The following is a 26080-nucleotide window of genomic DNA, read 5'->3' on the forward strand; positions in this document are numbered from 1 at the left end:
CGTATCCACGCGGTCGGGATATTGCAGAAGATCGGCGTACAGGCGGTATTCCGGATGGACGAAATGTTCTACTGTGGCATGGACCACAAGGATTCGTCCGGGGCCGCCGCCGCGGCCCCGGCGGCCGCCCCGCCGCCCCGCCCCGAAGGAGGCCCCGCCGTGCCCTCGACCCCCGTGCCCCTGGACGAGACCGACCGCAAGATCCTCGCCGAGCTCTCCCGCGACTCCCGCCAGTCGGTGACCGCGATCGCCGCCGCCGTCCACGTCTCCCGCGCCCACGCCTACGCCCGGATCAACCGGCTGCGGGAGGAGGGCGTGATCCTGCGCTACAGCACCGTCATCGACCCGGTGCGGGCGGGGCTGCAGGCCTCGGCCTACGTGACGCTCAAGCTCGAGCAGAACACCTGGCGGGAGCTGTGCGCGCAGCTGCAGGAGATCCCGGCGGTCCACCACATCGCCCTGGTGGGCGGGAACTTCGACGTCATGCTGCTGGTGCGGGCCGTGGACACCGTCCACCTGCGCCAGGTGATCTTCGAGCACGTCCAGCAGCTGCCCGGGGTCGTGGACACCCAGACGTTCCTGATCTTCGAGGACATCGACACCCGCGCCTGAGCCCGTCCTCCCGCGGTGCGTCCTGCGGGCGACGGGACGACGTCACACGGCGTCACCTCCGTCATGTTGCGGTCGCTCCGGGTCCCGGGGGGCCGGGCCGGTAGGTTGGTGCCCGCTTCACGAGACGCGGCTGCCAAGCTCCGACTGGGCCGCGCACCAACCCCATGCTCATCGGGTGGTTCGGATGAGGAAGCGGCCCGCACCCCGGCGGTGGCTCCGCCGGTGACCGGTGCGGGCAAGAGCGAGCGCGAGGAGCACCGCGATGTCCGTCCCTGTGACCCACCACGACCTCTCGACCCGGCAGATCCACGCCGGCGCCGGGACCGACCCGGGCCCGCGCACCCTCACGGTGCCGATCTACCAGTCCGCGGCCTACGAGTTCCCCGACCACGCCACCGCGCGGGAGATGTTCGCCCAGACCCGGCCGGGCTTCACCTACACCCGCACCGGCAACCCCACGGTCGCGGTGCTCGAGCAGCGCGTGGCCGACCTCGAGGGCGGGACCGGGGCCGTGGCCACCGGCTCCGGCCAGGCGGCCGTGGCCGTGGCCCTGCTGGCCCTGCTGGGCCAGGGCGGAGGCAAGCACCTCGTGGCCTCGGAGAAGCTCTACGGCGGGACCGTGGACCTGCTCACCGACTCCTTCGCGGACTGCGGCATCGAGGTCGACTTCGTGGACCCGGCCGTCCCCGGGGCGTGGGCGGCGGCCGTGCGCCCGGACACCCGGGCGTTCCTGCTGGAGTCCATCGGCAACCCGCTGGCCACCCTCCCCGACCTGCCCGGCATCGCCGGCGTCGCCCGCGCGGCCGGGGTGCCGGTCGTCGTGGACAACACCCTGGCCTCCCCGGCGCTGTACCGCCCGCTCGAGCACGGCGCGGACGTCGTGGTGCACTCGGCGACCAAGTTCCTGGGCGGGCACGGCAACGCCCTCGCCGGGGTCGTCGTGGACGGCGGGACCTTCGACTGGAGCGCACGCCCCGGCCGGTGGCCCCAGTTCACCGAGCCCCGGCCCCGCTGGGGCGGGCGCAGCCTGGTCGACCGGTGCGCCGGGGCCAGCCCCTACCTGCACCTGGTGCGCGCCAAGTACGTCCACGACCTCGGCACGACCCTCTCCCCGTTCAACGCCGCCCAGATCCTGCAGGGCACCGAGACGCTCGAGCTGCGCGTGGCCCGCCACACCGCCTCCGCGCTGACCGTGGCCGAGTTCCTCGCCGGGCACCCCGCCGTCGCCCGCGTCCACCACCCCGGCCTGCCCGGGGACCCCGGCGCGGGGATCGCCGCCCGGGACTTCCCGCGCGGCACCGGCTCCGTCTTCTCCTTCGACCTCGCCGCCCCCGACGACGCGGTGGGGCCGTTCGTCGACTCCCTGCGGCTGTTCAAGCTGGTCGCCAACATCGGCGACACCCGCAGCCTCGTGGCCCACCCGGCCGCGATGACCCACTGCCGGCTCACCCCCGAGCAGCGCCGGGCCGGCGGGATCGCCGCGACCACGGTGCGGCTCTCGGTCGGCCTCGAGGCCCCCGAGGACCTCGTGGCCGACCTGCGCCAGGCCCTCGACGCCGTCCTCGACCGCACGCCCCGGAAGGAAGCCCTGCGATGACCGCCACCACCTCCGCGGCGGGCCCCGTGCCCACCGGCGCCCGCGCCCCGGGGTTCACGACCACCGCCGTCCACGCCGGGCAGGCCCCCGACCCGCTCACCGGCGCCGTGATCCCGCCGGTCCACCAGACCTCCACGTTCGTCCAGGACGGGATCAACGTGCTGCGCGGAGGGCACGAGTACAGCCGCGGCTCCAACCCCACGCGCAGCGCCTTCGAGACCCAGCTCGCGGCCCTCGAGCACGGTGAACGGGCGTTCGCCTTCGCGTCGGGGATCGCCGCGGAGGACGCCCTGCTGCGCGCCGTCCTGCGCCCCGGCGACCACGTGGTGCTCGGCGCCGACGGCTACGGCGGCACGAACCGGCTGATCACCAGGGTGCTCGCCCCGTGGCAGATCGACTCCACCCCCGTGGACGGCACCGACCCCGACGCCGTGCGCGCCGCCGTCCGCCCGGGCACCACCAGGGTGCTGTGGCTCGAGACCCCGTCCAACCCGCTGCTCGGCATCGCCGACGTCGCCGCGTGGGCGGAGCTGGCCCACGCGGCCGGGGCGCTGCTGGTGGTGGACAACACCTTCGCCTCCCCGTACCTGCAGAACCCGCTGCTGCTCGGCGCGGACGCCGTGGTGCACTCCACCACCAAGTACGTGGGCGGGCACTCCGACGTCCTCGGCGGCGCCGTCGTCGTCGGCGCGGCGCAGTGGCGCGGCGCCCCGCTGGCCGAGGCGGTCGGCTTCCAGCAGTTCGCGGCCGGGGCCGTGGCCGGCCCCCAGGACAGCTGGCTGGCGGCCCGAGGGCTGAAGACCCTGAGCCTGCGGATGGAGCGACACCAGCAGAACGCGCAGCGGATCGCCGAGTGGCTGCTCGGCCGGCCCGAGGTCGCCCAGGTCCTCTACCCGGGGCTGCCCGAGCACCCGGGCCACGACCTCGCGGCCGCGCAGATGCGCGGGTTCGGCGGCATCGTCTCCTTCCGCCTGGCCGCGGGCGAGGCGGCGGCCCGCGCCGTGGCGGAGGGCACGCGGCTGTACGCGCTGTCCGTGAGCCTGGGCGGGGTCGAGTCCCTGATCTGCTACCCCTCCGAGATGACCCACGCCACGGTCAGGGGCACCGCGCTGGCGGTCCCGGTGGACCTGGTGCGGCTGTCCGTGGGGATCGAGGACGTCGAGGACCAGCTCGAGGACCTCGAGCGGGCGCTCACCGCCTGACCCGGCCGGGCCGGGCGGTGCCGGCCGGCCGGGTCAGGCGGTGCCGTCCGGCCGGGCCGCGGGGTCCGGCTCCGGCCACACGGGGGCGGGGTCCTGCCGGCCCAGCACCAGGCGCCGGACCACGTGCACGACCATGGCCGTGGCCACCACCGTCCAGGCGCCCAGGGCCACCCACAGCCAGACCGCGCCCACCGCGCCCACGAGCGGCAGCTCGTCCGCCCGGCCCAGGTAGATGCTGGCCACCGCGTACATGCCGAGCGGGAAGACCACGCTCCACAGGGAGGACTCGTAGCGCAGCGGCACCCCGTGCACGCGGTGCCGCCACCACCCGGCGGCCACCAGGGCCGGGACCAGCCACGTGGCGAAGGCCCAGAACACGACGCCCAGCCCGGCGACGAGGCCGCGGACCACCGCCACCATCGGGGTGTCGGACATCTCCACGATCCGCGAGGCCGCGAGCACGGTGATGGCGCAGGCGCCCATCGCCACCCAGTACGGAGGGGTGAGGTCGACCGGCCGCAGCCGGTAGAGCATCATGCGCAGGGCGACCAGCACCCCCACCGCGGCGTAGAGGAACAGCCCCACCGACCAGCAGACCACGGCGACCACGGACAGGACGTGGCGCCCGGCGCCGCTGCCCACCACGGGGTCCAGGGCCGCGGCGGCCACGGCCACGGACTGGCTGGCCACCACCCAGATGAACCACGTGCCGTTGGCGGTGCTCACCACGGGCCGGCTGCGCCGGGAGAGGACGGCGCTCCACGGGACCACGTAGCCGAGCACGAGCCAGGCCGACCCGGCGAGCACGAGCAGCGCCGCGGTGCCCGCGTGCCAGCCGGTCGTGGCCAGCCGGGCCGCCAGCACGTCGGTGCCGGCCACGAAGGTGAAGAAGCCGAAGGCCCGCCGGGGGTCGAGGAACTCGACGAGGAACTCGCGGCGGAACGCCGCGAGCCGCCAGAGGGTGAGCGCGCTCAGCACCGCCCAGCCGCCGGCGCACACCACGAGCAGCACGGTGGAGAGGGCGGCGAAGCCCTGCAGCTGCAGCCCCACCGAGAGGATGCCGCTGGCCATGACGAAGGCGAAGTAGCCGGGGGCCAGGCCGCGGACGCCGTCGAGGACGCGTTGTCGGAGCGAGTCGGCCACCCGCCCAGGCTACGGGACCGGGGCCGCACCCGGGGGCGGCGGTGCGAGGGCTGCGAGGCCCCGGGCGGGGCGCCCCGGGCGGGGCGGCCGGGCGGGGCCGCGGCGGAGTCCTCGGGGCCGGGCGGCGGGAGCCCGTGCGCGCACGACACCGGCGCGGGCACGGCCTAGGGTGGGGCGCATGGACCCCAGGACCGCCGCCGGCACCGCCGCACCGCTCGAGCCGCCCGGGCCCGTGGTGACCACCGGGTGGCTCGCCGAGCACCTGCACGACCCCCGGCTCGTGCTCGTGGACGCGTCCTCCGTGCTCAACCGCACCGAGGAGGCGATCCCCGGCGCCCTGCTGCTGGATCTGGACGGGCCCTTCTCGGACCCCTCCGCGGACCTGCCGCACACCGTGCCCCCGGCGGAGCAGCTGAGCGCGGCGGCCCGCGGGCTCGGCATCTCGGGCACCAGCACGGTGGTCGCCTACGACGCCCGGGGGGTCTTCGCCTCCGCCCGGGTCTGGTGGCTGCTGCGCGCCGCGGGCTTCGACCGGGTCGCCGTCCTCGACGGGGGCCTGCCCGCCTGGACCGCCGAGGGCCGGCCCACCGGGGCCCACGCCGCCCCGCCCGCCGAGCCGGGCGACGTGGAGCTGACGGTGCGCCCGGGCTTCTTCGCGGACGCCGAGGACGTGGCCCGGGCCCTGCGGGACCCCGCCGCGACCGTCCTGGACGCCCGCTCCGCCGGCCGCTTCGCGGGCACGGAGCCCGAGCCGCGCCCGGGCCTGCGCCCCGGGCACATGCCGGGGGCGGTGAACCTGCCGTACACGCGGCTGCAGGGACCGGACGGGCGGCTGCTGCCGCTGCCCGAGCTGCGGGCGCGGCTCGCGGCGGCCGCCCCCGAGGGGCACCGCCTGGTCACCACCTGCGGCTCGGGGCTCACCGCGTGCGTGCTGGCGCTGGGCGCGCACCTGACCGGCCGCGACGACGTGCGCGTCTACGACGGCTCCTGGGCCGAGTGGGGCCGGCCCGGGCCCCGGCCGGTGGCGGGACCGGACGGCTCCTAGGCCCGGGGCGGGCCCGCGGCCGGGGCGATCCGCTCGGCCGCCCGCCGCGGCGCCCCGGGGCCGGGCTCGTCCAGCGCGGCGGCCGTGGCGAGGATGTTGCGGGCCATCGACGGGAAGATGAACCCGTGGAAGGGCCACACCCCCCACCAGTACAGCCGCCCGGGCAGCCCGCGGGGGAAGAAGATCGCCCGCTGCCGGTAGCGGCTGCCCTCGCCCTCCGGCTCCACGGACAGCTCCAGCCAGGCCCGTCCCGGGGCCTTCATCTCGGCGTGGAGCAGCAGCCGGTGCCCCTCCTCGAGGGCCTCGACGCGCCACCAGTCGACGTGCTCGCCGACCTGCAGGTCCACGGCGTCGCGGCGGCCCCGGTTCAGCCCGGCGCCGCCCACGAGCTTGTCCACGGCCCCGCGCACCCGCCAGGCCAGCGGCAGGGAGTACCAGCCGTTGCGCCCGCCGATGGACTCGATCACCCGCCACACCTGCTCCGGGCGGGCCCGGCCGGTGCGGCTGCGCTCGTCGACGAAGACCGTGCGCCCGGCCCAGTCGGGGTCCGAGGGCAGCGGGTCGGCGGCGGCCTCGGGGCGGTGGTCCCACGTGGTCTCGACGCTGTTGTCCTCGATCTTCTTCAGCGCGAGCGCCACCGCCCGCCGGTAGCCGGTCAGGCCCCCGGCCGGCGGCGGGAGGTAGGCGTCGATGTCGTGCTCGGCGGAGACGGCGTCGTGCTGCAGGGACTGGACCAGCGGCAGGGCCAGCCCCAGCGGGATGGGGGTGACCAGCCCGATCCAGAACCCGGACAGCCGCGGGGCCGGCAGGGGCATCCGGAACACGAACCGCCGCCGCAGCCCCGCCACGCGGGCGTACTGGCGCATGGCGTCGGCGTAGGTCAGGACGTCGCGCGAGCCGATGTCGAAGGTGCGGTTGAGCCCCTCCGGCAGGTCCATGGCGCCCACGAGGTAGTGCAGGACGTCGCGGATCGCGATCGGCTCGATCCGGTTGGTCACCCACGACGGGGCGGGCATCACGGGCAGGGTGTCGCCGAGGTGGCGGATCATCTCGAAGGAGGCGGAGCCGGAGCCGATCACCGTGCCGGCCTGGAGCACGACCGCGGGCACGGGGGACTCCAGCAGGATCCGCCCCACCTGCACGCGCGAGCGCATGTGCTGGGAGAGCTCCACGCCCTCGGGGTGCAGCCCGGAGAGGTAGACGATGCGCCGGACCCCCGCCCGCTCCGCGGCCGCGGCCACGGTGCGGGCCATCCCGGCCTCCTGCTCCTCGAAGTGCTGGGAGCCGCCCATCGAGTGGACGAGGTAGTACAGGGTGTGCACGTCGCGGCACGCGGCGGTCATGCCCTCGAGGTCGGCCAGGTCGGTCTCGTGCACCTCGACCCGTTCCCGCCACGGCACCTGCTGCAGCTTCTGCGGGGAGCGGACGGCCACCCGCACCGGGTGGCCGGCGTCGAGCAGCCGGGGGACGAGGCGGCCGCCGACGTAGCCGGTGGCGCCGGTGACCAGGACGCGCGGGGAGGAGCTCATGGGCCTGCCTTTCGGGCGGTGGGCCCCGAGCCTACCAATGTGCTCCGACGGGAGCGGGCCGTGCGGGGTCCCCCGCACGGCCCGCTCCCGTCGGCAGGGCCGGTCAGGGCAGGGCCAGGCGGAAGATCTTCGCCCAGGCGGAGCCGACCTGCTTGGGCAGCGGCCCGGTGGTGTAGGGCAGCCCGTAGCGCGCGCAGATCTCGCGCACCCGCACGGCGACCTCCGCGTAGCGGTTCGAGGGCAGGTCCGGGAAGAGGTGGTGCTCGATCTGGTGGGAGAGGTTGCCGGTCATCAGGTGCATCAGCCGCGAGCCGGAGATGTTCGCGGAGCCGAGCATCTGGCGCAGGTACCAGTCGCCGCGGGTCTCGCCCTCGATCTGCTCCTCGGTGAAGGTGTCGGCGCCCTCGGGGAAGTGCCCGCAGAAGATCACCGCGTGCGCCCACACGTTGCGCGCCGCGTTGGCGGTGAGGGTCGCCGCGAGCGCCTGCCGGGCGGAGCCGGTGACGGCCGCGGCGGCCGGGGTCGCCACGTAGTCCTTGGCGCTCTGGCGCAGGAACTTCCGGCCGAGGGCCTTCAGCCCCTCCCGCAGCTCGCCGCGGGACTTGCGCCCGGCCCGCACCTCGTCGAGCTCGAGGTCGTAGATCGCGATGCCCCACTCGAAGACGGGGGCCAGGAGCATGTTGTAGACGGGGTTGCCGAGGTTCCACCACTGCCAGGGCTGGTCGCGGTCGACCCGGAAGATGTTGTACCCGACGTCGCGGTCCTTGCCGACGACGTTGGTCCAGGTGTGGTGCAGGTCGTTGTGGGTGTGCTGCCACGCCGCGGCGGGGGTCACGAAGTCCCACTCCCAGGTGGTGGAGTGGATGTCGGGGTCGCGCATCCAGTCCCACTGCCCGTGCAGGACGTTGTGGCCGATCTCCATGTTCTCGAGGATCTTGGCGACGGTGAGCATGCCGGTGCCGGCGACCCACGCCGGGCGGTGGCGCGAGAACAGCAGCGTGGCCCGGCCGGCGAGCTCGAGGGAGCGCTGCACGGCGATGACGCGGCGGATGTAGGCGGCGTCGGCGGCGCCGCGGGCGGCGACCACCTGCTCGCGCACGGCGTCGAGCTCGCGGCCGAGCTCCTCGATCTGCGCGTCGGTCAGGTGGGCGGCGGCCTCGGGCCGGGCGGGCCGGGCGCGGGGGCCGGCGTCGAGCAGGAACGGGGTGACGATCGTCATGGTCGGGTCCTCCGGAACGGGATCGGGGAAGGTTCGGGAAATCGTGGGGGCCGGGTCAGGCGTCGAGGCTGACGGGGCCGGCGGCGGTGGAGACGCAGGTCTGGACGAGGTGCCCGGGCTCGCCGTGCACCTCCCCGGTGCGGGTGTCGCGGACCTGCCCGGAGAGCAGGGGGGTCACGCACGCGTGGCAGATGCCCATGCGGCAGCCGCTGCGCATCATCAGGCCGGCGTCCTCGCCGGCGGTCAGCAGCGTGGTGGCGCCGTCGGCCTCGACCTCCCGGTCGGCCTTCTCGAAGGTCACGCGCCCGCCCTCCCCGCCGGAGCCGGGGGCGACGACGGGGGCGAAGCGCTCGACCCGCAGCTCGCCCTCCTCCCGGGCCCAGAGGGCCTCGGCGGCGTCGAGCAGGTCGGTGGGCCCGCAGGCGTAGGCGGCGCGCTCCCGCCAGTCGGGGCACGCGGCGTCGAGGTCGGCGGTGCCGGTGAGGTCCAGGCGACGGCCGCGCTCGCCGGTGAACCACTGGACGAGGCGGAAGCCGGGGAACTGGTCGGTGAGCTCGAGCAGCTCCTCGCGGAACAGGGACTGCTCGGGGGAGCGGGAGGAGTGCACGAGCACCAGGTCGGCGTCCGGGCGGCGCGGCACGAGGGTGCGGATCATCGACATCACCGGCGTCAGCCCGCTGCCGGCGGTGAGCATCAGCAGCGGCCGGGGGTGCTCGGGCAGCACGAAGTCGCCCTCCGGCGGGGCCAGGAAGAGGACGTCGCCGGGGCGGGTGCCCCGCACGAGCGCGGTGGAGACCTTGCCCATCGCCGTGACGGTGATCGCGGGGTCCTCCCCGGCGCCGGTGCTCAGCGAGTAGGAGCGCCAGTGCCGCACCCCGTCGATCTCCACCCCGATGCGGGCCCACTGCCCGGCCTCGTGCACGTTCCAGCCCCGGCCGGGGCGGAAGCGGATGGTGACGGAGTCGGCGGTCTCGGGGACCACGGAGGTCACCAGCCCGCGCAGCTGGCGGGCGCTGGCCAGGGGGTCGACGAGCCGCAGGAAGTCCTCCGGCGAGCGGGGGGTCGTGAAGGTGGAGGCCAGACGGGAGAGCAGTCGCAGATGGGGCACTTGATCACTGTGCCCCAATTGTGACGCTTTATCTCGTCGTCGCGCGTACTCTTTCCGCAGAGAAACTGTGGTGCCGGGATGAAAGAGGGAAGACGTGGAACGGACCGAGCAGAGGAGCCCGGCGGGGCGGGCGGACCGGGAGCTGCCGTGGACGTCCCTGCCGCCGGCGCTGACCCCGCTGCTCGTCCCGCACCTGCCGGCGGTCTCCGAGGAGCTGCTCGCCGGGGTGCGGCTGGACGTTCCCGTCTACGCCCGCCCCATGGAAGGGGTTTTCGGCGACAGCATCCGCCGCGGGGTCGAGGTGGCCCTGACCCGGTTCCTGCAGCTGCCCGGCACCCAGCAGCCGGCGCTGATGGGCGACGCCCGGCGGGTCTACGAGGGGCTCGGGCGCGGGGAGGTGCGCGAGGGGCGGCCGATGGACGCCCTGTTCGCGGCCTACCGCTCGGGGGCGCGGACCACGCTGCGCTCCTTCTCCCGCGTGGCCATGGACGCGGGCTTCGAGGCCTCCGTGCTGATCGCCCTCGCCGAGTCGGTGTTCGCCTACATCGAGGAGCTCTCGGCGGCCAGCGCGGAGGGCTACGCGCAGGAGCAGTCCGAGCGGGCGGGGGAACGGGACCGCCGCCTGGACGCGCTCGCGGACCTGCTCGTGCGCGGGCACGCGGCCGAGGACACCGTGCGGGCCGCGGCGGCGGCCGCCGGGTGGCCCGTGCCCGAGCGCGTGGTCGTGGTCGTCCTCGCCGCGGACCGGCGGGTGGGGCTGCGCTCCCGGCTGGGCGACCGGGCGCTGCTGGCCTCCCGGCCGGGGGACGTGCTGGCCGTGGTCCCCGAGCCCGCGACCCCGTCCGGGCGGCGGGACCTCGGGCGTGCCCTCACCGGGCGCGGCGCCGTGATCGGCCCGGCCCGGCCCTGGCACGCCGCCGCCGACTCCCTGCGCCTGGCGGTGCGGGCGCGGGATCTGCTGCAGCCGCGCGACCCCGGCGGGGAGGCACCCCTGTGGGTCGCCGAGCACCTCGCGGAGCTGGTGCTCGGCGGCGAGCCGAGCGTGGTGGAGGACCTGGCCGTCCGGCGGCTGGCGCCGCTGGCGGAGCTGCGCCCGGCGCAGCGCGAGCGCCTCGGCGCCACCCTGCTGAGCTGGCTGGCCCACCACGGCCAGCGGGCGGCGATGGCCGAGGAGCTGGGCGTGCACGAGCAGACGGTCGGCTACCGGGTGAACCAGCTGCGCGAGATCTTCGGGGAGGACCTGCGGGACCCGCAGGTGCGCTTCGAGCTCGAGCTGGTGCTGCGCGCGGGCCACCGCTGACGGGCGGGGTCCCGGGCCGCCCGCCCGGGCGGCCCGGGGGTCCTCAGCCGGTGCGCCGGTAGGACTCCCGCTCCCGGGCGTCGTGGGCGACCTGCTCGGTGGCGGTGATGGCGCCGCCGCCGAGGTGCGCCGGCATCCACCAGGCCCCGGGCGAGGGGACCTCGGGGTAGCTCTGCGTGCAGCGGTCGATCCCCGCCTGCAGGGCCGCGCGCAGCCGCTCGGAGGCCGCGGCGGCGTCCTCGCCGGGGGCCACCCGCAGGAGCTCCCCGACGTGCACCCGCACGGGGGTGCGCCACACGTCGCGCAGCCGCAGCCGGCCCCGGCCGCGGGTGAGCATCCGGTGCCCGCCCCACACGGCCACGGGCACGACCGGGGCGCCGGTCGCGGCGGCCAGCCGGACCGCGCCGGTGCGCAGGGGGCGTACGGTGAAGCTGCGGCTGACCCCGCCCTCCGGGAAGAGCGCCACGAACTCCCCGCGCCGCAGCTTCGCCAGGGCCTCGGCGAAGGCCGGGGCCCCGGCGGCGCGGTCGACGACGACGTGGTCGCACAGCCGGCAGACGGCGGTGACGAGCGCGCTGCCGGTGTGCTTGCGGGTGATGAGGAACCGGCTGTGGGCGCGCAGCCGCCGCCAGAGCACGAGCTCGGCGAAGACGAAGTCGAGGTAGCCGAAGTGGGTCACGGCCACGACCGCGCCGTGGCCGGGCCGCACCTCGTGGTGCAGCCCGCGCACGACCTGGTCGCGGGGGAGGTTCTCCTCGCCGGTGACCAGCACCGGGACGCGCAGCAGCCGCACCGCGGCCGCTCCGGCCAGCACGATCGCGCGGTAGGCGTGCCTGCTGGGGCGCAGGATCGGGGCCACGGTCCCTCCTCGGGGGCGGGCCCGTGGTGCCGCGGGCCGGGAGCGGTCTGTCCGGGTCATCCTAGACCCGGCGGCCCACCCCCCGCCGGACGGTGCGGAAAGCCCCCGTACCGCCCCGGTCCGGGGCTCGGTACGCTGGCGGCACAGCGCCCCGGCGCGACCCGTCCCGCGGCGCCCGCCCCGTGCCCGGCAGCGGGCACCCGTTCCCAGGAGACCCCCATGTCCTACGTCCCGCCCGCCGCGTCCCCGCCCCCGACCGGGGCCCAGGGGGACGAGCGCACCCTGGCGATCCTCACCCACCTCTCCGGCCTGGTCGGCGCGCTGGTCTCCGCCGGCTGGCTGGGCTTCGTGGGCCCCCTCGTGGTGTGGCTGGTCTACAGGGACCGCAGCCCGTTCCTGCGGGCGAGCGCCGCGGGCTCGTTCAACTTCAACCTGTCGATGTGGCTGCTCAACGCCCTCGCGTTCGTGTGCTTCGCGACGATCCTGCTGATCCCGGTCGCGATCGTGCTGTGGGTCGTGGCCTTCGTGATGCTCGTGGTCCTGCACGTCCTGGCGGTGCTGCGCGCCAACCGGGGCGAGGTCTACCCCTACCCCCTGCAGGTCCCGGTCCTGCGCTGAGCCCTGCCGCCCCGCGGCGGGGCTCAGGGGATCCCGACGAGCCCGGTGCGGTAGGCCGCGATGACGGCCTGCACCCGGTCGCGCACCCCCAGCTTCGTGAGGACGTGGCTCAGGTGGGACTTCACGGTGGGCTCCGAGAGGTAGAGCTGCGCCGCGATCTCCTTGTTGCTCAGTCCCTCGCAGAGCAGCTCGAGCACGGTCAGCTCGCGCTCCGAGAGCGCCCGGCGCAGCGCGGCGGCCCCGTCGGACCCGTCCGCCCGGGCCCGCGGGGCCGGTGGATCGGCGACCACGCTGCGGATGAGGGTCGCCGCGACCCCGCGCGAGACGGCCGACTCCCCGGCGAGCACCGCCCGCACGGCCCCCACGATCTCGTGCGGCTCGGAGTCCTTGAGCACGTACCCGCTCGCACCCGCCCGCAGCGCCGGGATCACCCAGTCCTCCGAGGAGAACGTGGTCACGGCCAGCACGCGGGTCGCGGGGAACTCGTCCGTGATCGCCCGGGTCGCCTCGACGCCGTCGAGCACCGGCATCTGCAGGTCCATGAGCACGAGGTCCGGGCGCAGCGCCCGGCACTGGGCCACGGCGGTCCGGCCGTCCTGGGCCTCGCCGACGACGACCAGGTCCTCCTCGTGGTCGATGAACACCCGCAGGGCCCCGAGCATCAGGCGCTGGTCGTCGACGATCAGGACCTTCGCGGGCCCCGCCGAATCCTCATGCATGCTCATGTTCCCCATGGTACGGGGCGGACCCCGGCCCGCCGCGGGCGGCCCCGCGCGGGGTCCGTCTCCTCCGGACGGAGGAGACGGACCCCGACGAACGGATGAGGCGCCGCCGCGGACGGGTGCGGCAGGATCGGGGTGCGCCCGCCCGCGCACCCGTCCACGCTCCCGGAAGGCCCCCCCATGACGAACCGCCGCACCCTCACCGCCCTGCTCCTGGCCGCCGCCCTGGTCGGCGGGGGCGCCGCCCCGGCGACCGCGGCCCCGGCGCGCTGGGACAGCTACCACGGCACGTGGTGCAGCTTCCTCCTGCTGCGGTGGTGCTGACCCGCCCGCTGCGCCCGGAGGGCCCGGGTCCCGGCGGCCCCCGCGGCTATCATCCGTGGGTGAGCGCCTCCCCGCACCCCCCGCACGACGACCCCGCGGCGGGCACCCGCCCGCCCGGTCCGGGACTGCTGCCGCCCGGCTTCGCCGACCGGCGGCCCTTCCACCGGTGGGTGCAGGTCGGTCTGTTCGTCCTCGTGGGCATCAACGGCCTCGACGGGGCCCGCGTCGTGCTGCGCGGCCCGGGGCTGGGCTTCGGGGACCAGGACTACGAGCTGCTGCTGCTCGCCGTGGAGGCGTGCACGATCGTGGTGCTGGCGCTGCGGCCCAGCTGGACCTGGGTGCCCCTGGCCGCGCTGCTCGCGCTGCTGCTCCCCCTGGAGAACCCGGGCAGCTACGTGGTCCTGGTGCCCCTGCTCCTGGCCTTCGCCGCCTACGCCGCCGCCCTGCCGGGGCTGGGGCTGGCCCTGGCCGCCGTGCTCGTGTGGCAGGTCGCCTGGTCCGCGGGGTTCTCCGCGGTCGGGCCCCGCTTCCTGTGGAGCTACGTGCCGCTCACGCTCGTGCTCACGCTGCCCGGGCTGGTCCTGCGGTCCCTGAGCGCCCAGCGGGAGCGGGACCGGGCCGAGCTCGCGGCGGCCGAGGAGAGCACGGGCCGGGCGCTCGAGCAGCAGCGGCTCGAGCTGGCCCGGGAGCTGCACGACATCATCGCCCACGACCTCACCGTCATCGCGATGCAGGCCCGCTCGGGGGCCTACGCGGAGGACCCCGCGGTGATGCGGGAGACCCTGGGGGTGGTCGGCGACTCCTCCCGGGCCGCTCTGCGCGACCTCCGGCGGCTGCTGCAGGTGATGCGCTCGGGCCAGGACGAGGGACCGGCCGGCGAGGTCGAAGGGGCCGTCGCCGCGGACCCGCGCAGCGACCTCGAGGACGTCGCGGAGGCGCTCGCGGAGGTGGGCGTGCCGGTGCGCACCCGCTGCGAGGGCTCCCTGGCGCGGATCCCCGACAGCGTGCGCCCGACCGTCCGCCGGGTGCTGCGCGAGGCCGCGACCAACGTCATGAAGCACGCCCCGGGCACGACCTCCTGCGTGCTGTCGGTCGTCGTGGACGGCACGGACGTGCACGTCGAGGTCGGCAACACCGCCGGCGAGCGGACGGGACCGCACTTCCCCGCCTCCGGCTTCGGGCTCACCGGCCTGCGCGAGCGCGTGCACCTGCTGGGCGGCCGGCTCTCAGCGGGTCCCACCGCCGAGGGCTGGCGGGTCCGGGCGAGCATCCCGCTGAGCGCCGCCGCGGTGTGAGAGCACCACGGCCGCCACGAGCGCCAGCAGGGCCGCGCTGAGGCCGTCGAAGCCGATCAGCGCCAGCACGGGACCCGCGAGCGCCCCGCCCGCCGCCCCGGCCAGGTTCATCAGCAGGTCGGAGACGCCCTGCAGCTTCGGGCGGTCCGGGGCCGGCACGGCCTCGGCCACGAGCGCAGAGCCGGCGACCGTGGACGCGGACCAGCCCAGGCCCAGCAGCACCAGCGCCGCGGTGACGGCCACGGGGGAGCCGGCGCCCAGCCAGGCCAGGACGAGGGCGGCGACGAACATCGCCTGACCGGCCAGGATCACGGGCCGGCGCCCGGCCCGGTCGGCGAACCGGCCGAAGACGGGGGACAGGGCGTACATGCCCGCCACGTGCAGGCTGATGGTCAGGCCCACGACGCTGAGCGAGGCCCCGTGCCCGGACAGGTGCACCGGGGTCATCGACATCAGCGCGACCATGGTGGCGTGGCTCAGGGCCACGGTCAGCACCGCCCGGCGGGCCGGGGCGGAGGAGCGCAGCACCGCCAGCCCGCCGCCGGGGGAGGGCCGGTCCCGCCCCGCGGCCTCGCCGTCGGCCGCCGCCAGCAGCAGCGGGTCCGGGCGCAGCGCCGTGAGGTAGACGAGCGCGCCGACCGACTGGGCGGCCAGAGCGATCACGAACCCGCCCGTCAGCGGCGGCAGCCCCAGGGCCCGCCCGATCAGCTCGCCCGGCTCGAAGAGGTTGGGTCCCAGCACCGCCCCGACCGTCGTCGACCACACGACCAGGGACAGGTCCCGGGCGCGGGTGTCGTCGGCGGCCAGGTCGGTCGCAGCGAAGCGGGACTGCAGGTTCAGGGCCGACCCCGCGCCCAGCAGGGCCAGGCCCCCGAGCAGCACCGGGAAGCTGCCCAGGACCGCGGCGCCGATCGTGACCGCCGCCCCGGCCACGGCGGTCAGCGCCCCGGTGCTCAGCGAGATCCGGCGCCCGCGCGCCTGGGCGAGACGGGCCAGGGGGACGGCCAGCAGGGCCGCGCCGAGGGTGTTCATGGTCGCGGCCATCCCGGACCAGGCGGAGGAGCCGGAGACCTCGGTGACCAGCAGCGCGCCGAGCGCGAGCGTGGCCCCGACCCCCAGCCCGCCGAGGACCTGGCCGAGGGCGAGGACGCGGACCACCCGGCGCTGGAGGGCGCGGCGGTCGACGGTGGCGTTCGTGGTGCGCATGACCGCCATGGTATGCCCCCGGGGGTACGGCCCGGCCGCGGGGGAGCGGGATGTGCTTCCATGCAGGGCATGGCCCCCGCAGCGCACCCCGACCCCTCCGACCTCGTCGTCGGCCCCGACGGCCTCGCCCGGCCCCGCTGGGCCGCGGCCGACCCGCTGCTGCGGGAGTACTACGACACGGAGTGGGGGATGCCGGTGCGCGACGAGCGGGGGCTCTACGAGCGGATCTGCCTCGAGGGCTTCCAGTCCGGGCTGTCCTGGGCGACCATCCTGCGCAAGCGCCCCGCCTTCCGCGCCGCCTTCGCGGGCTTCGACCCGGACGCGGTCGCGGCCTTCGGGGCCGACGACGTCGAGCGGCTGCTGGCCGACGCCGGCATCGTGCGCCACCGCGGGAAGATCGAGGCGGCGATCGGCAACGCCCGGGCCACGGTGGCCCTGCGCGCGGACGGCGGGCTGCCCCGCCTCGTGTGGTCCTTCCGCCCCGCCGCCACCCCCGCGCCCCGCACCGCCGCCGAGGTCCCGACCCGCTCCCCGGAGTCGGAGGCGCTGGCCCGGACGCTGCGGGCCCGCGGCTTCCGCTTCGTGGGCCCGACCACCGCGCACGCCCTGATGGAGGCCGTCGGGCTGGTGGACACCCACCTCGTGGGCAGCCACCGCCGCGGCAGCTCGGGCGTGTGGCCCGCCCCGCCGGAGGGTGCGTAGGATCGCTGGCACCGGCCCGTCCCCGTCCCCGCAGGAGGCCCCGATGTACGACAACAGCCGCCAGCGCAGCGCCGTGCTCCCGCTGGTGCTCACCACCGTGGGCTCGGCCCTCGTGGGCATGGTCGCGCGCCGGATCCGCCGGGAGCGGGCCGCCCGCGGCGGGACCCCGGGCGGCCGACGCGCCGCGGCCCGGGACCGCCGGCTGCGCTCCCGCCGCGCCCGCGGTCCCGTCCTGTGAGCGCCCCGGGCGGCGCCGGCGGGCGCCCGATCAGCTGGGTCGACGTCTTCTCGGCGCGGCCGCTGGGAGGCAACCCCCTCGCCGTCGTGCACGCGGCCGAGGGCCTCGACGACGAGCGGATGGCCCGCCTGGCCCGGTGGACCAACCTGTCCGAGACCACGTTCGTGCTGCCCCCGCGGGACCCGGGCGCCGACTACCGGGTGCGGATCTTCACCCCCGGCGGGGAGCTGCCCTTCGCCGGGCACCCGACCCTCGGCACCGCCTCCGCGTGGCTGGCCCGGGGCGGGCGGCCCGCGGGGGAGGAGATCGTCCAGGAGTGCGCGGCCGGGCTCGTGCGGATCCGCCGCACCGGGCAGCGCCTGGCCTTCGCCGCGCCCCCGCTGGTGCGCTACGAGCCGGTCGGCGACGAGCAGCTGCTCGGGCGCATCGCCCGCTCCCTGCGGCTGGGGCGCGAACAGCTGCTCGAGGCCTCGTGGCTGGACAACGGGCCCGGCTGGATCGGCGTGCGCCTGGCCGACGCCGCCGCCGTGCTGGCGGTCCGCCCCGACTGGACGGCCATGGCAGGGCTCAAGCTCGGGCTGGTCGGGGCCCACCCCGAGGGCGCCGAGTGCGCCGTGGAGGTCCGCGCCCTCGTCGGCGACTGGGTCGTCGAGGACCCCGTCACGGGCAGCCTCAACGCGGGGCTGGGCCGCTGGCTCACCGACCGCGGCTGGGCCCCGGACGACTACGTCGCAGCCCAGGGCACCGTCCTGGGGCGCAGCGGCCGGGTCCACGTCCGGCGCGAGGGCGCCGAGGTGTGGGTCGGCGGGCACGTGCGCTCCGTCGTCGAGGGCGTGCTCGAGCTGCCGGACGAGGACGAGGAGGAGCGGTCGTGAGCGTGCGCGAGCTGCGGGCCGAGCCGGTCACCGGCGCCGTCGCCCACCACGGGGAGGGCCCCTGCTGGTCCCCGTCGTGGGGCGGGCTGCGGTGGGTCGACATGCTGGCCGGCGACGTCCTGAGCCTCGGCGCCGACGGGCGGGTGCGGCGCACGCACGTCGCCGACGTCGTGGCCTGCGTGCGGCCCCGGACCCGCGGCGGCGCGGTGCTCGCCGTCGAGCGGGGGATCGCCCTCGAGGACCCCGACGGCGCCGTCCGCCCGGTCCTGGAGCTGTGGCAGGACCCCGGCGTGCGGATGAACGAGGGCGGCACCGGACCCGACGGCTGCTTCTGGGCCGGGTCGATGGCCTACGACCAGGCCGAGGGCGCCGCGCGGCTCTACCGGGTCCGTCCCGACCTGACCTGGGAGACGGTGCTCGAGGGCGTGACGGTCTCCAACGGCATCGCGTGGTCCCCGGACGGGTCCCGCGCCTACTACGCCGACACCCCCACGGGGCGGATCGACGTCCTCGACCCCGCCGCACCCGCCGCCCCCGGCGGCCGCCGGCCCTTCGTGACCCCCCGCCTGACCGGCGGCGACCCCCTGCCCGACGGGCTCACGGTGGACGCCGAGGGCGCCGTGTGGGTGGCCCTGCACGGGGCCGGGCAGGTGCACCGCTACCGCGCCGACGGGCAGCTCGACACCGTGGTGCACGTGGACGCCCGGCAGACCACCGCCTGCGCCCTGGGCGGCGACGACCTGCGGACCCTCTACGTCACGACCTCCCGCGAGGGCCTCGCCCCGGGCGAGGACCCCGCCGCCGGCTCCCTGTTCGCCGTGCGGGTCGGCGTCCCGGGCCTGCCGGTCCTGCCCTTCCCGGGCTGAGCGGCCGCACCACCGGCGGCCCGGCCCACGACCGATCCAGGAGACCACCATGACCGCAGGCCCCGGCGCGTCCCCGGACGTGGTCACCGGCTCCATCCGCCTGCTCGCCGAGCGCGGCTGGGAGGCCACCACCGTCGACCAGCTCGCCCAGGCCGCCGGGGTCAGCCGGGCCACGTTCTTCCGCAGGTACGGGTCCAAGGAGGACATCGTCTTCGCGGACCACGCCGCGACCCTCCGGCGGCTCGAGGAGCTGCTGGCGCGCACCGACCAGGACCCGGCCACGGTCCTGCGCACCGGAGTGCTGCTGGTCTTCCGCCACCACCTCGACCACCGCGAGCGCACCCTGGCCCGCCACGCCCTGCTGCGGCAGGTGCCGCAGCTGCGCGACCGGGAGCTGATCACCTCGCACCGCTACGAGCGCGTGTTCCGCGCGTGGCTGCGCACGGCCCTGCCGCCCGGCCCGCACCGCGAGACCCTCGCCACGGCCCTGTCCGCCGCGGCGGTCGCCGTGCACAACGCCGCCCTGCGCGCCTGGCTGCGCGCTCCCGGCACCGACCCCACCGAGGAGCTCGACGCCCGCACGGCGCGGCTGGCCCGCACCCTGATCGCCGGCCTCGGCGACGGGGGCGGCGGCGCGCACGGCGGCGAGGGCCGGGCACCTGCGGACCTCCGCCCGCACGGCGGCCCCGGGGGAGCGGCGGCACCGGACGCGGCGGGCGGGCCCGCCGTCGTCGTCACCGTCCTGGACCCGGGAGCGGGCACCGAGGAGGTCCTCGCCGCGGTGCGCGCGGCCCTGGAGACCGCCCCCCCGCGCCCGGGGGTGACCCGCGCTCAGGACTCCTCGGCGAGGAACTCCTCGGCCAGCACGGCGTAGACCAGCTCGTCGCGCCACTGCCCCAGCTGGTGGTGGCTCTCCCGCAGGGTGGCCTCCAGGCGCATCCCGAGCCGCTCGCAGACCTTGGCGGAGCTGATGTTGAGCGCGTCGAGGCTCGCGCGCACGCGGTGGGCGCCGAGCGGGCCGAAGGCGAAGCCGATGGCCGCCCGTGCGGCCTCCGAGGCGTAGCCCTGCCCGGTGTGCTCCGGGTGGACGACCCACCCGATCTCCACCTGGGCCGCGTGCGCGTCCACGAGGGTCATCACGATCTCGCCCACGAGCTCGTCGCCGCCGCGCGGGGTCACCGCGAAGCGCACGTGGTCGCCGTCGCGGCCCCACGGGCGCAGCCCGCTGTTCTCGGCGATGGCGCGCTCGCAGTCCGCCCGCGAGCGCGGGCCGCGCCACGCGTACTGCGCGTAGTCCTCGCGGCTCTGGTAGGAGTGCATGGGGTCGAGGTCCTCCGCCCGGAAGCGGCGGAACGAGAGTCGGTCGGTGTCGGGAGGCAGCACGTCGATCATCCCGCCCAGCCTATCCGCGGCGGCACGCCCCCGACCACGCGCGGGCCCGGGCGTGCGCGTGCCGCCGTCACGGGGCGACACCGGGAGCGGGCGCCTCCCCGGGACCCGATTGTGATACTGAGTCCCTTGACGATGATACTGAGTATCAGGCAGTGTGGTGGCGATCACCGTGCGGGACGCCCGCACCGCGCCGACCCAGGAGCACCGCCCATGGCCCCCACCGCGTCCGCCCCCTCGTTCCCCTCGACCGTCGACGTGCGGGCGGAGCAGCTCGTGCTGCCCGACCGGACCCGGCCGACCGCGCTCGTGCGGCTGGACGCCACCGAACCGGGCGGGCTGATCATCTGGGGCTCCCGGGCCCTCGCCGACCTCCGCGACGTCCTCGCGGGCCTCGACACCGGGGCGGTCGAGGCGATCGTGGTCACCGGCAACGAGCGGTCCTTCGGCGCCGGGGCGAACCTCAAGGAGATCCGCTCCGCCCAGCTGCGCGGGGCCTCCGAGGAGTACGTCGGCCTCGGCCACGAGGCCTTCGGGCTGCTCGCCGACGCCCCGGTCCCCACCTTCTCCCTGGTCACCGGCCAGGCCCTCGGCGGCGGCCTGGAGCTGGCCCTGCACACCGACCACCGGATCGGCCACCGCGGCGCAGGGCCGCTCGGGCTGCCCGAGTGCCGCCTCGGCTTCTTCCCGGGCTGGGGCGGGGTGCACCTGCTGCCGCACCTGATCGGACCCGCCGCCGCCCTGGAGCAGATCGTCTTCGCCCCGATGCGCGGGCGCACCCTGCGGGCCCCCGAGGCGCTCGAGCTCGGCCTGCTCGACGCCGTCCTCGACGCCGCTCCCGGCACCGAGCAGTGGGAGAGCGGCTGGCAGCAGTGGGTCGCGGCCCGGCTCGAGGCCATCGACGCCGGCGCCCCCCGCCGTCCCGCCGGCACCCCGGGGGAGGCGGACGCGCAGGAGTGGGAGCAGGCCGTCGAGGCCGCCCGCGCCCGCGCCGAGCGCACCTGGCACGGCGCCGCCCCGGCCCCGCTCGTGGCGATCGACCTCGTGGCCGCGGCCCGCACGCAGTCGCGCACCGAGAACGGCGACCGCGCCGTGCGGGCCTTCACGGAGCTCGTGGTCGGGGACGTCGCCAAGGCCTCCCTCTACGCCTTCGAGCTCGTCTCCGCCCGCTCCCGGCGGGCCGCCGACGTCCCGCAGGTCCCGCCCGCCCCGCTGCGCCGCGCCGCGGTGATCGGCGCCGGGCTCATGGCCGGGCAGCTGGCCTCCCTGATCGCCGGCGGCGCCGGGATCCCCGTGGTCATGACCGACCTCGACGACGAGCGCCTGGCCGCCGGCGTCGCCCGCACCCGGGAGCGCTTCGCCGCCCAGGCCGCGAAGGGCCGGCTCTCCCCGGAGCGCGCCGAGCAGCTCTCCGCGCTGGTCACCGGCGCCCGCGGCCCCGAGGACCTCGCCGACGCCGACTTCGTGATCGAGGCCGTGTTCGAGGACCTCGAGGTCAAGCGCGCCGTCCTCGCCCAGTGGGAGGGCGTGCTGCGCCCCGACGCGGTGCTGGCCACCAACACCAGCTCCCTGTCCGTGACGGCCATGGCCGAGGGGCTGCGGCACCCCGAGCGGGTGGTCGGCTTCCACGTCTTCAACCCTGTGGAGGTCACCCCGCTGCTCGAGGTCGTCGCGGGCGAGCGCACCGGGGACACCGCCCTGGCCACCGCCTTCGACCTCGCCGCCCGGCTGCGGCGCACGGCCGTGCGCGTCCAGGACGCCCCCGGGTTCGTGGTCAACCGGGTGCTGACCCGCATGTTCGACGTCGTGGTCCGGGCGGTCGACGCGGGCACGGACCCCGCCGTGGCGGACCGCGCCCCGGACCCGATGGGCCTGCCCATGACCCCGCTGCGGCTGCTCGACTTCGTGGGCCCGGCCGTGCTGCACCACGTGAACGCGACCATGCACGAGACCTACCCCGAACGCTTCGCGCGCTCGCCGTGGATGGACGCCGTCGTCGAGGCCGGCCTGCAGCACGTGCTGCCGACCCGCGAGGAGCCCGCGACCGGGGCCGACGGCTACCTGGCCGCCCCGGCCGCCGAGCTGCTCGAGCGCACCCGCGACCCGCGGCGGGCCGCCCCCGCCACGGCGGAGGAGCTGCTCGCCCGGGTTCAGGACGCCCTGGCCGAGGAGATCGGGACGATGCTCGCGGAGGGCGTCGTCGCCGGGCCCGAGGACGTGGACCTGTGCATGGTGCTCGGCGCCAACTACCCCTTCCACCTCGGCGGGATCACCCCGTACCTCGACCGCACCGGCGCCGCCGAGCGCGTGCTCGGCCGCCGCTTCGCCGCGGGCTGAGCCCCGTCCGCCCGCCTCCCGCCCCACCGACCCGAAGGACCGACCGCCATGACCGCCACCCCCGAGACCGGCGAGAGCCTGTTCCCCGCCGGCACCGTCGAGCCCGACTACGTCCTCGACCGCGCCCTCGACACCGACGCCGCCGGGGTCCTCGACTCCGTGGCCGCCGCCGACCGGGAGCACTGGATGCGCGCCCGGGCCTTCGTCGAGGAGGACCTGCTGCCGGTCATCGGCGAGCACTGGGACCGCGCCGAGTACTCCCTCGACCTCGTCCGCCGCCTCGGGGAGCTCGACCTCCTGCGCGACGGCGTGGCGGTCGAGGGCTTCGCGCCCATGTCCAAGACCGCGGCGGGACTCGTGTGCATGGAGCTCTCCCGCGGGGACGGGTCGATCGCCACGGTCACGGGCGTCCAGGGCGGTCTGGCGATGCGCTCGATCGCGATGTGCGGCACCGAGGAGCAGCGGCAGCGCTGGCTGCCGCGCATGGCCACGGGCGAGCTCCTCGGCGCGTTCGCCCTCACCGAGCCCACCCACGGCTCGGACTCCGTGGGCCTCGAGACCCGGGCGAGCCCGGTCGAGGGCGGCTGGCTGCTCAACGGCGAGAAGAAGTGGATCGGCAACGGCTCCATGGGCGGGATCACCGTGGTCTGGGCCCGCTCCGACGCCGACGGCCGGGTGCACGGGTTCGTCGTCCCGCAGGAGAGCGAGGGGTACACGGGCACGACCATCCCCGGCAAGCTCGCCCTGCGCGCCATCCACCAGGCCCACATCCGCTTCGAGAACGTCTTCGTCCCCGAGGAGAACGTCCTGCCGGCGGCCCGGTCCTTCAAGGACACCGCCGCGGTCCTGTTCGCCACCCGCATCGGCGTGGCCTGGGGCGCGGTCGGCCACGCCCAGGCCTGCTACGAGTCGGCCGTGCAGTACGCCGCCCAGCGCGTGCAGTTCGGCCGCCCGCTCGCGGCCTCGCAGATCGTCCAGGAGCGGCTGGCCCGCATGCTCAGCGAGCTCACCCAGATCCAGCTGCTCGTGGCGCGGATGACCGAGCGGGAGGAGGCCGGCACGCTCACCGCCGAGCAGGCCTCGCTCGCGAAGTACACCGCGACCCGCGCGGCCCGCTCGATCGCCGCCAACGCCCGCGACCTGCTCGGCGGCAACGGCATCCTGGTGCGCCACCGGGTGGCCCGCCACTTCGCCGACGTCGAGGCCCTGCACACCTACGAGGGCACCGAGACCGTCCAGGCCCTGATCGTGGGGCGCGGGATCACCGGCATCTCGGCCTTCGCCTGAGCCCGCCACCGCCGGGACGACGGCGGTCCCCGACCCCGCCGGTGGCCACCGCCGCCCCGGCCACGACTCCCGGCGTGCTCCCCGGGACGACAGGAGGACGACCGTGCTCGCCAACCACGAACCCCTGAGCCCCCTGCGGTTCCTGCAGCGCTCCGCCGAGGTCTTCCCCGACCGCGAGGCGGTCGTGCACGGGACGCGGCGCTGGACCTACCGGCGGTTCGCGGCCGAGGCCCAGCGCCTGGCCCGGGCCCTGGGCCCGCACCTCGAACCGGGCGGGCGGGTGGCCGTCGTGGCCCCCAACGTCCCGGAGATGCTGCTCGCCCACTACGCCGTGCCCCTGGCCGGCGGGGTGCTCGTGCCGCTGAACCCGCGCCTGTCCGGGCGGGAGCTCGGCTACGTCCTGGGCCACTCGGAGGCTCGGGTCGTGCTCGCCGACACCGAGGTCGTGGCCACGGTCGCCCGGGTCGCGCGGCAGCTGGAGCCGGCGCCCGTCGTCGTCGAGGTGAACGACCCCACGACCGGCGCACCGCCGGCGGCCCCCGAGGGCGCCGTGGCCCTCGAGCGGTTCCTGGAGGCGGGCCCCGACGGACCCGACCTGCCGTGGCGGGTCGCCGACGAGAACACCCCCATCACCCTGAACTACACCTCCGGCACCACCGGCCCGCCCAAGGGCGTGCTCTACTCCCACCGCGGCGCGTACCTCAACGCCCTCGGCGAGGTGTTCCACAACGGCTTCGACGGCGCGACCCGCTACCTGTGGACCCTGCCGATGTTCCACTGCAACGGCTGGTGCACCACCTGGGCCGTCACCGCCGCCGGGGGACGGCACGTGTGCCTGCGCGCCGTGCGGGCCGAGGCCGTCTGGGAGGCCTTCGACACCGAGGGGATCACCCACCTGTGCGGGGCGCCCGTGGTGTGCTCCACGATCGTGGACGCCGAGCAGGCCCACCCGCTGGACCGGCCGCTGCGGATCACGACCGCCGGTGCCCCGCCGGCCCCCTCCGTGATCCAACGGCTCGAGGAGCACGGGATGAGCGTGGTCCACGTCTACGGGCTCACGGAGGTCTACGGCCCCCACACCATCTGCGAGCCCCAGGACGAGTGGGCGCAGCTGCCGCCGGCGGAGCGGGCCCGGACCATGGCCCGCCAGGGGGTGGGGATGCTGCAGGCCGAGTCCGCACGGGTCGTCGACGAGCGGATGCGGGACGTCCCCGCCGACGGCGAGACCCTCGGCGAGGTCGTGCTGCGCGGCAACAACGTGATGCTCGGCTACTTCAAGGACGAGCAGGCCACCGCCGAGGCGTTCCGCGGCGGCTGGTACCACACCGGCGACCTCGGGGTGATGCACCCCGACGGCTACCTGCAGCTGAAGGACCGGGCGAAGGACATCATCATCTCGGGCGGGGAGAACATCTCCTCGATCGAGGTCGAGCAGGCCCTGGCCTCCCACCCGGACGTCCTCGACGTCGCCGTCGTCGGCGTGCCCGACGAGAAGTGGGGCGAACGGCCGGTGGCCTGGGTCGTGCGCACCGGCGGGTCCTCCGCCACGGCCGAGGAACTGCGCGCACACGCCGCGGAGCGGCTGGCGCGGTTCAAGGTCCCGGACAGCATCCGCTTCCCCGAGCAGCTGCCCCGCACCGCCACGGGCAAGGTGCGCAAGAACGAGCTCCGCGGCGGCTGACCCGCAGCGGCGCCCGGTGCGGACCAGGGCCCCGGCCACGGCGCCGGGAAGGGAGGGGCTCCGCCCGGCCGCGCCGCACCGCACCGCACCGCAGGAGACGCGCGCGGACGGGCGGCCCGTCCGGCACGGGCCCCGTCCCGCAGGAGGTCCCGCGCGGTGAGGGGCCGCGTGCAGCAGGAGGCCCCCGCCGGGCGGCGGGGGCCTCCTGCTGCACGGACGGCGGACGGGCCGGCCGCTGCGTCCCGGTGCTCAGTCCAGCGGATCGCCGCCTGCGTGGAAGGAGTCGTTGCTGGCGTCGACCTCGTCCTCGAAGGCCGGGTCCTCGGGCACGTCCAGGTCGGCCAGGGCCTCGCCCATGCGGGGCTCCTCCGGCGGGACCTGCTCGTCGCCCTCGAGGTAGCGCGCGTCCCGGCGCTCGTCGCGCTCCTCCTGCTCGCTGGGGACGTCCGGGTGCTCGGGGTCCGCGCGGTCGCTCTCGTCGACGGCGGCCTCCTCGCCCTCGACCAGGGGGTCCTCGCGCCAGTGCTCCGGGTCGACCTCGGCCGCCCCCTCGTAGGTGTCGGGCGTCTCGGGCAGCTCTTCCGGTGAGGTGCTCATCTGCGGTCCTTCCTGCTCGTGGAAACGGTGTCCGATCAGCCTACGCACGACCGCCGCGCGGCCCCAGGAACCGTTCCGGCAGCCCGTCCGGACCGGGGGGAGCCGCGGTTTTGACGGTCCCGCGGGGCGTGTGTAATGTATTCCGAGTCGCCGCAAGGGACGCGAGAGATCGCCCCGGCCGACGCCGCCGAACTCCGGCAAGAACCAGCCCCTCTCCTCGAGACGAGCGATGCCCGCTGCGCGGGAAACAGCGAGTTGCGAGAAGGTGAACGGCTGGATAAGCTGGAGAGGTTGCTTCGGGCAGGAACGAGAGATCGCGAACCCGATGA

At 76.3% G+C, this 26080-nt stretch carries 25 protein-coding genes and 1 riboswitch; of the genes, 16 read left to right on the plus strand and 9 right to left on the minus strand.

Going from position 1 to position 26080, the window contains the following annotated elements:
- The first annotated feature begins 159 nt into the window (after window positions 1-159).
- The 3 genes from LQU92_RS14020 to LQU92_RS14030 all read left to right on the plus strand — a co-directional run bounded on the left by LQU92_RS14020 (window position 160) and on the right by LQU92_RS14030 (window position 3411).
- The gene (locus LQU92_RS14020; protein ID WP_058859742.1) at window positions 160-612 is read left to right on the plus strand and encodes an Lrp/AsnC family transcriptional regulator; all 453 of its coding nucleotides are present in this window, start codon (window positions 160-162) and stop codon (window positions 610-612) included.
- A 115-nt stretch (window positions 613-727) separates the two neighbouring features.
- Window positions 728-860: riboswitch (SAM riboswitch) on the plus strand.
- Between the two features lie 14 nt (window positions 861-874).
- Window positions 875-2209, plus strand: coding sequence for an O-acetylhomoserine aminocarboxypropyltransferase/cysteine synthase family protein (locus tag LQU92_RS14025; RefSeq protein WP_230781354.1), 1335 nt, complete (start codon window positions 875-877; stop codon window positions 2207-2209).
- The gene (locus LQU92_RS14030) at window positions 2206-3411 is read left to right on the plus strand and encodes a cystathionine gamma-synthase (RefSeq protein ID WP_230781355.1); all 1206 of its coding nucleotides are present in this window, start codon (window positions 2206-2208) and stop codon (window positions 3409-3411) included. The genes LQU92_RS14025 and LQU92_RS14030 overlap by 4 nt, the downstream gene beginning before the upstream one ends.
- A 33-nt stretch (window positions 3412-3444) precedes the next feature.
- Here LQU92_RS14030 and LQU92_RS14035 read toward each other — a convergent pair whose 3' ends face one another.
- Entirely contained in the window at window positions 3445-4554 is a 1110-nt protein-coding gene (locus LQU92_RS14035) for a tellurite resistance/C4-dicarboxylate transporter family protein (protein WP_230781356.1), read from the minus strand.
- 178 nt (window positions 4555-4732) lie between these two features.
- Between LQU92_RS14035 and LQU92_RS14040 the strand changes: the two genes are divergently transcribed.
- Window positions 4733-5599, plus strand: a complete 867-nt coding sequence (locus tag LQU92_RS14040) for a sulfurtransferase (protein WP_230781357.1) — start codon at window positions 4733-4735, stop codon at window positions 5597-5599.
- Here the strand turns inward: LQU92_RS14040 and LQU92_RS14045 are convergent.
- From LQU92_RS14045 to LQU92_RS14055, 3 genes are all read right to left on the minus strand, one after another.
- Window positions 5596-7128, minus strand: coding sequence for an SDR family oxidoreductase (locus LQU92_RS14045; protein ID WP_230781358.1), 1533 nt, complete (start codon window positions 7126-7128; stop codon window positions 5596-5598). The two genes, LQU92_RS14040 and LQU92_RS14045, sit on opposite strands and share 4 nt — an antisense overlap.
- Before the next feature lie 103 nt (window positions 7129-7231).
- On the minus strand, window positions 7232-8347 hold the full coding sequence (locus LQU92_RS14050) for an acyl-CoA desaturase (RefSeq protein WP_230781359.1): 1116 nt from the start codon (window positions 8345-8347) through the stop codon (window positions 7232-7234).
- Window positions 8348-8402: 55 nt separating this feature from the next.
- Window positions 8403-9455, minus strand: coding sequence for a ferredoxin reductase (locus LQU92_RS14055; protein WP_230781360.1), 1053 nt, complete (start codon window positions 9453-9455; stop codon window positions 8403-8405).
- A 94-nt stretch (window positions 9456-9549) separates the two neighbouring features.
- Here LQU92_RS14055 and LQU92_RS14060 point away from each other — a divergent pair, with 94 nt between their 5' ends.
- Entirely contained in the window at window positions 9550-10755 is a 1206-nt protein-coding gene (locus tag LQU92_RS14060; protein WP_230781361.1) for a CdaR family transcriptional regulator, read from the plus strand.
- Between the two features lie 43 nt (window positions 10756-10798).
- On the opposite strand, the gene LQU92_RS14065 is transcribed toward LQU92_RS14060, so the two are convergent.
- Window positions 10799-11614 carry a 1-acyl-sn-glycerol-3-phosphate acyltransferase gene (locus tag LQU92_RS14065; protein ID WP_230781362.1) on the minus strand — a complete coding sequence of 272 codons (816 nt, stop codon included), beginning with the start codon at window positions 11612-11614 and terminating at the stop codon, window positions 10799-10801.
- Window positions 11615-11833: 219 nt separating this feature from the next.
- Between LQU92_RS14065 and LQU92_RS14070 the strand changes: the two genes are divergently transcribed.
- Window positions 11834-12232, plus strand: coding sequence for a DUF4870 domain-containing protein (locus LQU92_RS14070; RefSeq protein ID WP_101850891.1), 399 nt, complete (start codon window positions 11834-11836; stop codon window positions 12230-12232).
- Window positions 12233-12255: 23 nt separating this feature from the next.
- Here LQU92_RS14070 and LQU92_RS14075 read toward each other — a convergent pair whose 3' ends face one another.
- Window positions 12256-12957, minus strand: coding sequence for a response regulator transcription factor (locus LQU92_RS14075; RefSeq protein ID WP_230781363.1), 702 nt, complete (start codon window positions 12955-12957; stop codon window positions 12256-12258).
- Window positions 12958-13134: 177 nt separating this feature from the next.
- On the opposite strand from LQU92_RS14075, the gene LQU92_RS14080 reads away from it, so the two are divergent.
- The gene (locus LQU92_RS14080; RefSeq protein ID WP_180814585.1) at window positions 13135-13278 is read left to right on the plus strand and encodes a hypothetical protein; all 144 of its coding nucleotides are present in this window, start codon (window positions 13135-13137) and stop codon (window positions 13276-13278) included.
- Window positions 13279-13337: 59 nt separating this feature from the next.
- Window positions 13338-14573, plus strand: coding sequence for a sensor histidine kinase (locus tag LQU92_RS15360; RefSeq protein ID WP_180814584.1), 1236 nt, complete (start codon window positions 13338-13340; stop codon window positions 14571-14573).
- Here LQU92_RS15360 and LQU92_RS14090 read toward each other — a convergent pair.
- Window positions 14505-15788 carry an MFS transporter gene (locus LQU92_RS14090; RefSeq protein WP_230781364.1) on the minus strand — a complete coding sequence of 428 codons (1284 nt, stop codon included), beginning with the start codon at window positions 15786-15788 and terminating at the stop codon, window positions 14505-14507. The genes LQU92_RS15360 and LQU92_RS14090 overlap by 69 nt on opposite strands.
- Window positions 15789-15848: 60 nt before the next feature.
- Between LQU92_RS14090 and LQU92_RS14095 the strand changes: the two genes are divergently transcribed.
- Genes LQU92_RS14095 through LQU92_RS14115 form a run of 5 tightly spaced genes read left to right on the plus strand, consistent with a single transcriptional unit; the run spans window position 15849 to window position 19334 of the window.
- A complete protein-coding gene (locus LQU92_RS14095; protein ID WP_372906765.1) occupies window positions 15849-16481 on the plus strand; it encodes a DNA-3-methyladenine glycosylase I in 633 nt (210 codons plus the stop codon).
- A gap of 43 nt (window positions 16482-16524) precedes the next feature.
- On the plus strand, window positions 16525-16719 hold the full coding sequence (locus LQU92_RS14100; protein ID WP_230781365.1) for a hypothetical protein: 195 nt from the start codon (window positions 16525-16527) through the stop codon (window positions 16717-16719).
- The gene (locus LQU92_RS14105) at window positions 16716-17594 is read left to right on the plus strand and encodes a PhzF family phenazine biosynthesis protein (RefSeq protein ID WP_230781366.1); all 879 of its coding nucleotides are present in this window, start codon (window positions 16716-16718) and stop codon (window positions 17592-17594) included. Before LQU92_RS14100 ends, LQU92_RS14105 begins: the two co-directional genes overlap by 4 nt.
- Window positions 17595-17596: 2 nt before the next feature.
- Entirely contained in the window at window positions 17597-18460 is an 864-nt protein-coding gene (locus LQU92_RS14110; RefSeq protein ID WP_230781372.1) for an SMP-30/gluconolactonase/LRE family protein, read from the plus strand.
- 49 nt (window positions 18461-18509) lie between these two features.
- Window positions 18510-19334 carry a TetR/AcrR family transcriptional regulator gene (locus LQU92_RS14115; protein ID WP_230781367.1) on the plus strand — a complete coding sequence of 275 codons (825 nt, stop codon included), beginning with the start codon at window positions 18510-18512 and terminating at the stop codon, window positions 19332-19334.
- Here the strand turns inward: LQU92_RS14115 and LQU92_RS14120 are convergent.
- A complete protein-coding gene (locus tag LQU92_RS14120; RefSeq protein ID WP_058857966.1) occupies window positions 19292-19852 on the minus strand; it encodes a GNAT family N-acetyltransferase in 561 nt (186 codons plus the stop codon). The genes LQU92_RS14115 and LQU92_RS14120 overlap by 43 nt on opposite strands.
- 210 nt (window positions 19853-20062) lie before the next feature.
- Here LQU92_RS14120 and LQU92_RS14125 point away from each other — a divergent pair, with 210 nt between their 5' ends.
- The 3 genes from LQU92_RS14125 to LQU92_RS14135 all read left to right on the plus strand — a co-directional run bounded on the left by LQU92_RS14125 (window position 20063) and on the right by LQU92_RS14135 (window position 25154).
- Window positions 20063-22186 carry a 3-hydroxyacyl-CoA dehydrogenase NAD-binding domain-containing protein gene (locus tag LQU92_RS14125; protein WP_230781368.1) on the plus strand — a complete coding sequence of 708 codons (2124 nt, stop codon included), beginning with the start codon at window positions 20063-20065 and terminating at the stop codon, window positions 22184-22186.
- A gap of 48 nt (window positions 22187-22234) precedes the next feature.
- Window positions 22235-23473: an acyl-CoA dehydrogenase family protein gene (locus LQU92_RS14130; protein ID WP_058857968.1), complete on the plus strand. Its 1239-nt coding sequence runs from the start codon at window positions 22235-22237 to the stop codon at window positions 23471-23473.
- Between the two features lie 103 nt (window positions 23474-23576).
- Window positions 23577-25154, plus strand: a complete 1578-nt coding sequence (locus LQU92_RS14135) for an AMP-binding protein (RefSeq protein WP_230781369.1) — start codon at window positions 23577-23579, stop codon at window positions 25152-25154.
- A gap of 249 nt (window positions 25155-25403) precedes the next feature.
- Here LQU92_RS14135 and LQU92_RS14140 read toward each other — a convergent pair whose 3' ends face one another.
- A complete protein-coding gene (locus tag LQU92_RS14140; RefSeq protein ID WP_101850882.1) occupies window positions 25404-25751 on the minus strand; it encodes a hypothetical protein in 348 nt (115 codons plus the stop codon).
- Window positions 25752-26080: the final 329 nt, after the last annotated feature.

Origin of the sequence: Kocuria sp. LUK, assembly GCF_021012935.1 — a bacterium.
Taxonomy (GTDB): Bacteria; Actinomycetota; Actinomycetes; order Actinomycetales; family Micrococcaceae; genus Kocuria; species Kocuria flava.

Bases quoted from the DNA above. Each gene is read 5' to 3' on its own strand.
- LQU92_RS14025 (WP_230781354.1), top strand. From the start codon at position 875: ATGTCCGTCCCTGTGACCCACCACGACCTCTCGACCCGGCAGATCCAC.
- LQU92_RS14030 (WP_230781355.1), top strand. From the start codon at position 2,206: ATGACCGCCACCACCTCCGCGGCGGGCCCCGTGCCCACCGGCGCCCGC.
- LQU92_RS14040 (WP_230781357.1), top strand. From the start codon at position 4,733: ATGGACCCCAGGACCGCCGCCGGCACCGCCGCACCGCTCGAGCCGCCC.
- LQU92_RS14045 (WP_230781358.1), bottom strand. From the start codon at position 7,128: ATGAGCTCCTCCCCGCGCGTCCTGGTCACCGGCGCCACCGGCTACGTC.
- LQU92_RS14050 (WP_230781359.1), bottom strand. From the start codon at position 8,347: ATGACGATCGTCACCCCGTTCCTGCTCGACGCCGGCCCCCGCGCCCGG.
- LQU92_RS14070 (WP_101850891.1), top strand. From the start codon at position 11,834: ATGTCCTACGTCCCGCCCGCCGCGTCCCCGCCCCCGACCGGGGCCCAG.
- LQU92_RS14075 (WP_230781363.1), bottom strand. From the start codon at position 12,957: ATGAGCATGCATGAGGATTCGGCGGGGCCCGCGAAGGTCCTGATCGTC.
- LQU92_RS14080 (WP_180814585.1), top strand. From the start codon at position 13,135: ATGACGAACCGCCGCACCCTCACCGCCCTGCTCCTGGCCGCCGCCCTG.
- LQU92_RS14090 (WP_230781364.1), bottom strand. From the start codon at position 15,788: ATGGCGGTCATGCGCACCACGAACGCCACCGTCGACCGCCGCGCCCTC.
- LQU92_RS14095 (WP_372906765.1), top strand. From the start codon at position 15,849: ATGGCCCCCGCAGCGCACCCCGACCCCTCCGACCTCGTCGTCGGCCCC.
- LQU92_RS14100 (WP_230781365.1), top strand. From the start codon at position 16,525: ATGTACGACAACAGCCGCCAGCGCAGCGCCGTGCTCCCGCTGGTGCTC.
- LQU92_RS14115 (WP_230781367.1), top strand. From the start codon at position 18,510: ATGACCGCAGGCCCCGGCGCGTCCCCGGACGTGGTCACCGGCTCCATC.
- LQU92_RS14120 (WP_058857966.1), bottom strand. From the start codon at position 19,852: ATGATCGACGTGCTGCCTCCCGACACCGACCGACTCTCGTTCCGCCGC.
- LQU92_RS14125 (WP_230781368.1), top strand. From the start codon at position 20,063: ATGGCCCCCACCGCGTCCGCCCCCTCGTTCCCCTCGACCGTCGACGTG.
- LQU92_RS14130 (WP_058857968.1), top strand. From the start codon at position 22,235: ATGACCGCCACCCCCGAGACCGGCGAGAGCCTGTTCCCCGCCGGCACC.
- LQU92_RS14140 (WP_101850882.1), bottom strand. From the start codon at position 25,751: ATGAGCACCTCACCGGAAGAGCTGCCCGAGACGCCCGACACCTACGAG.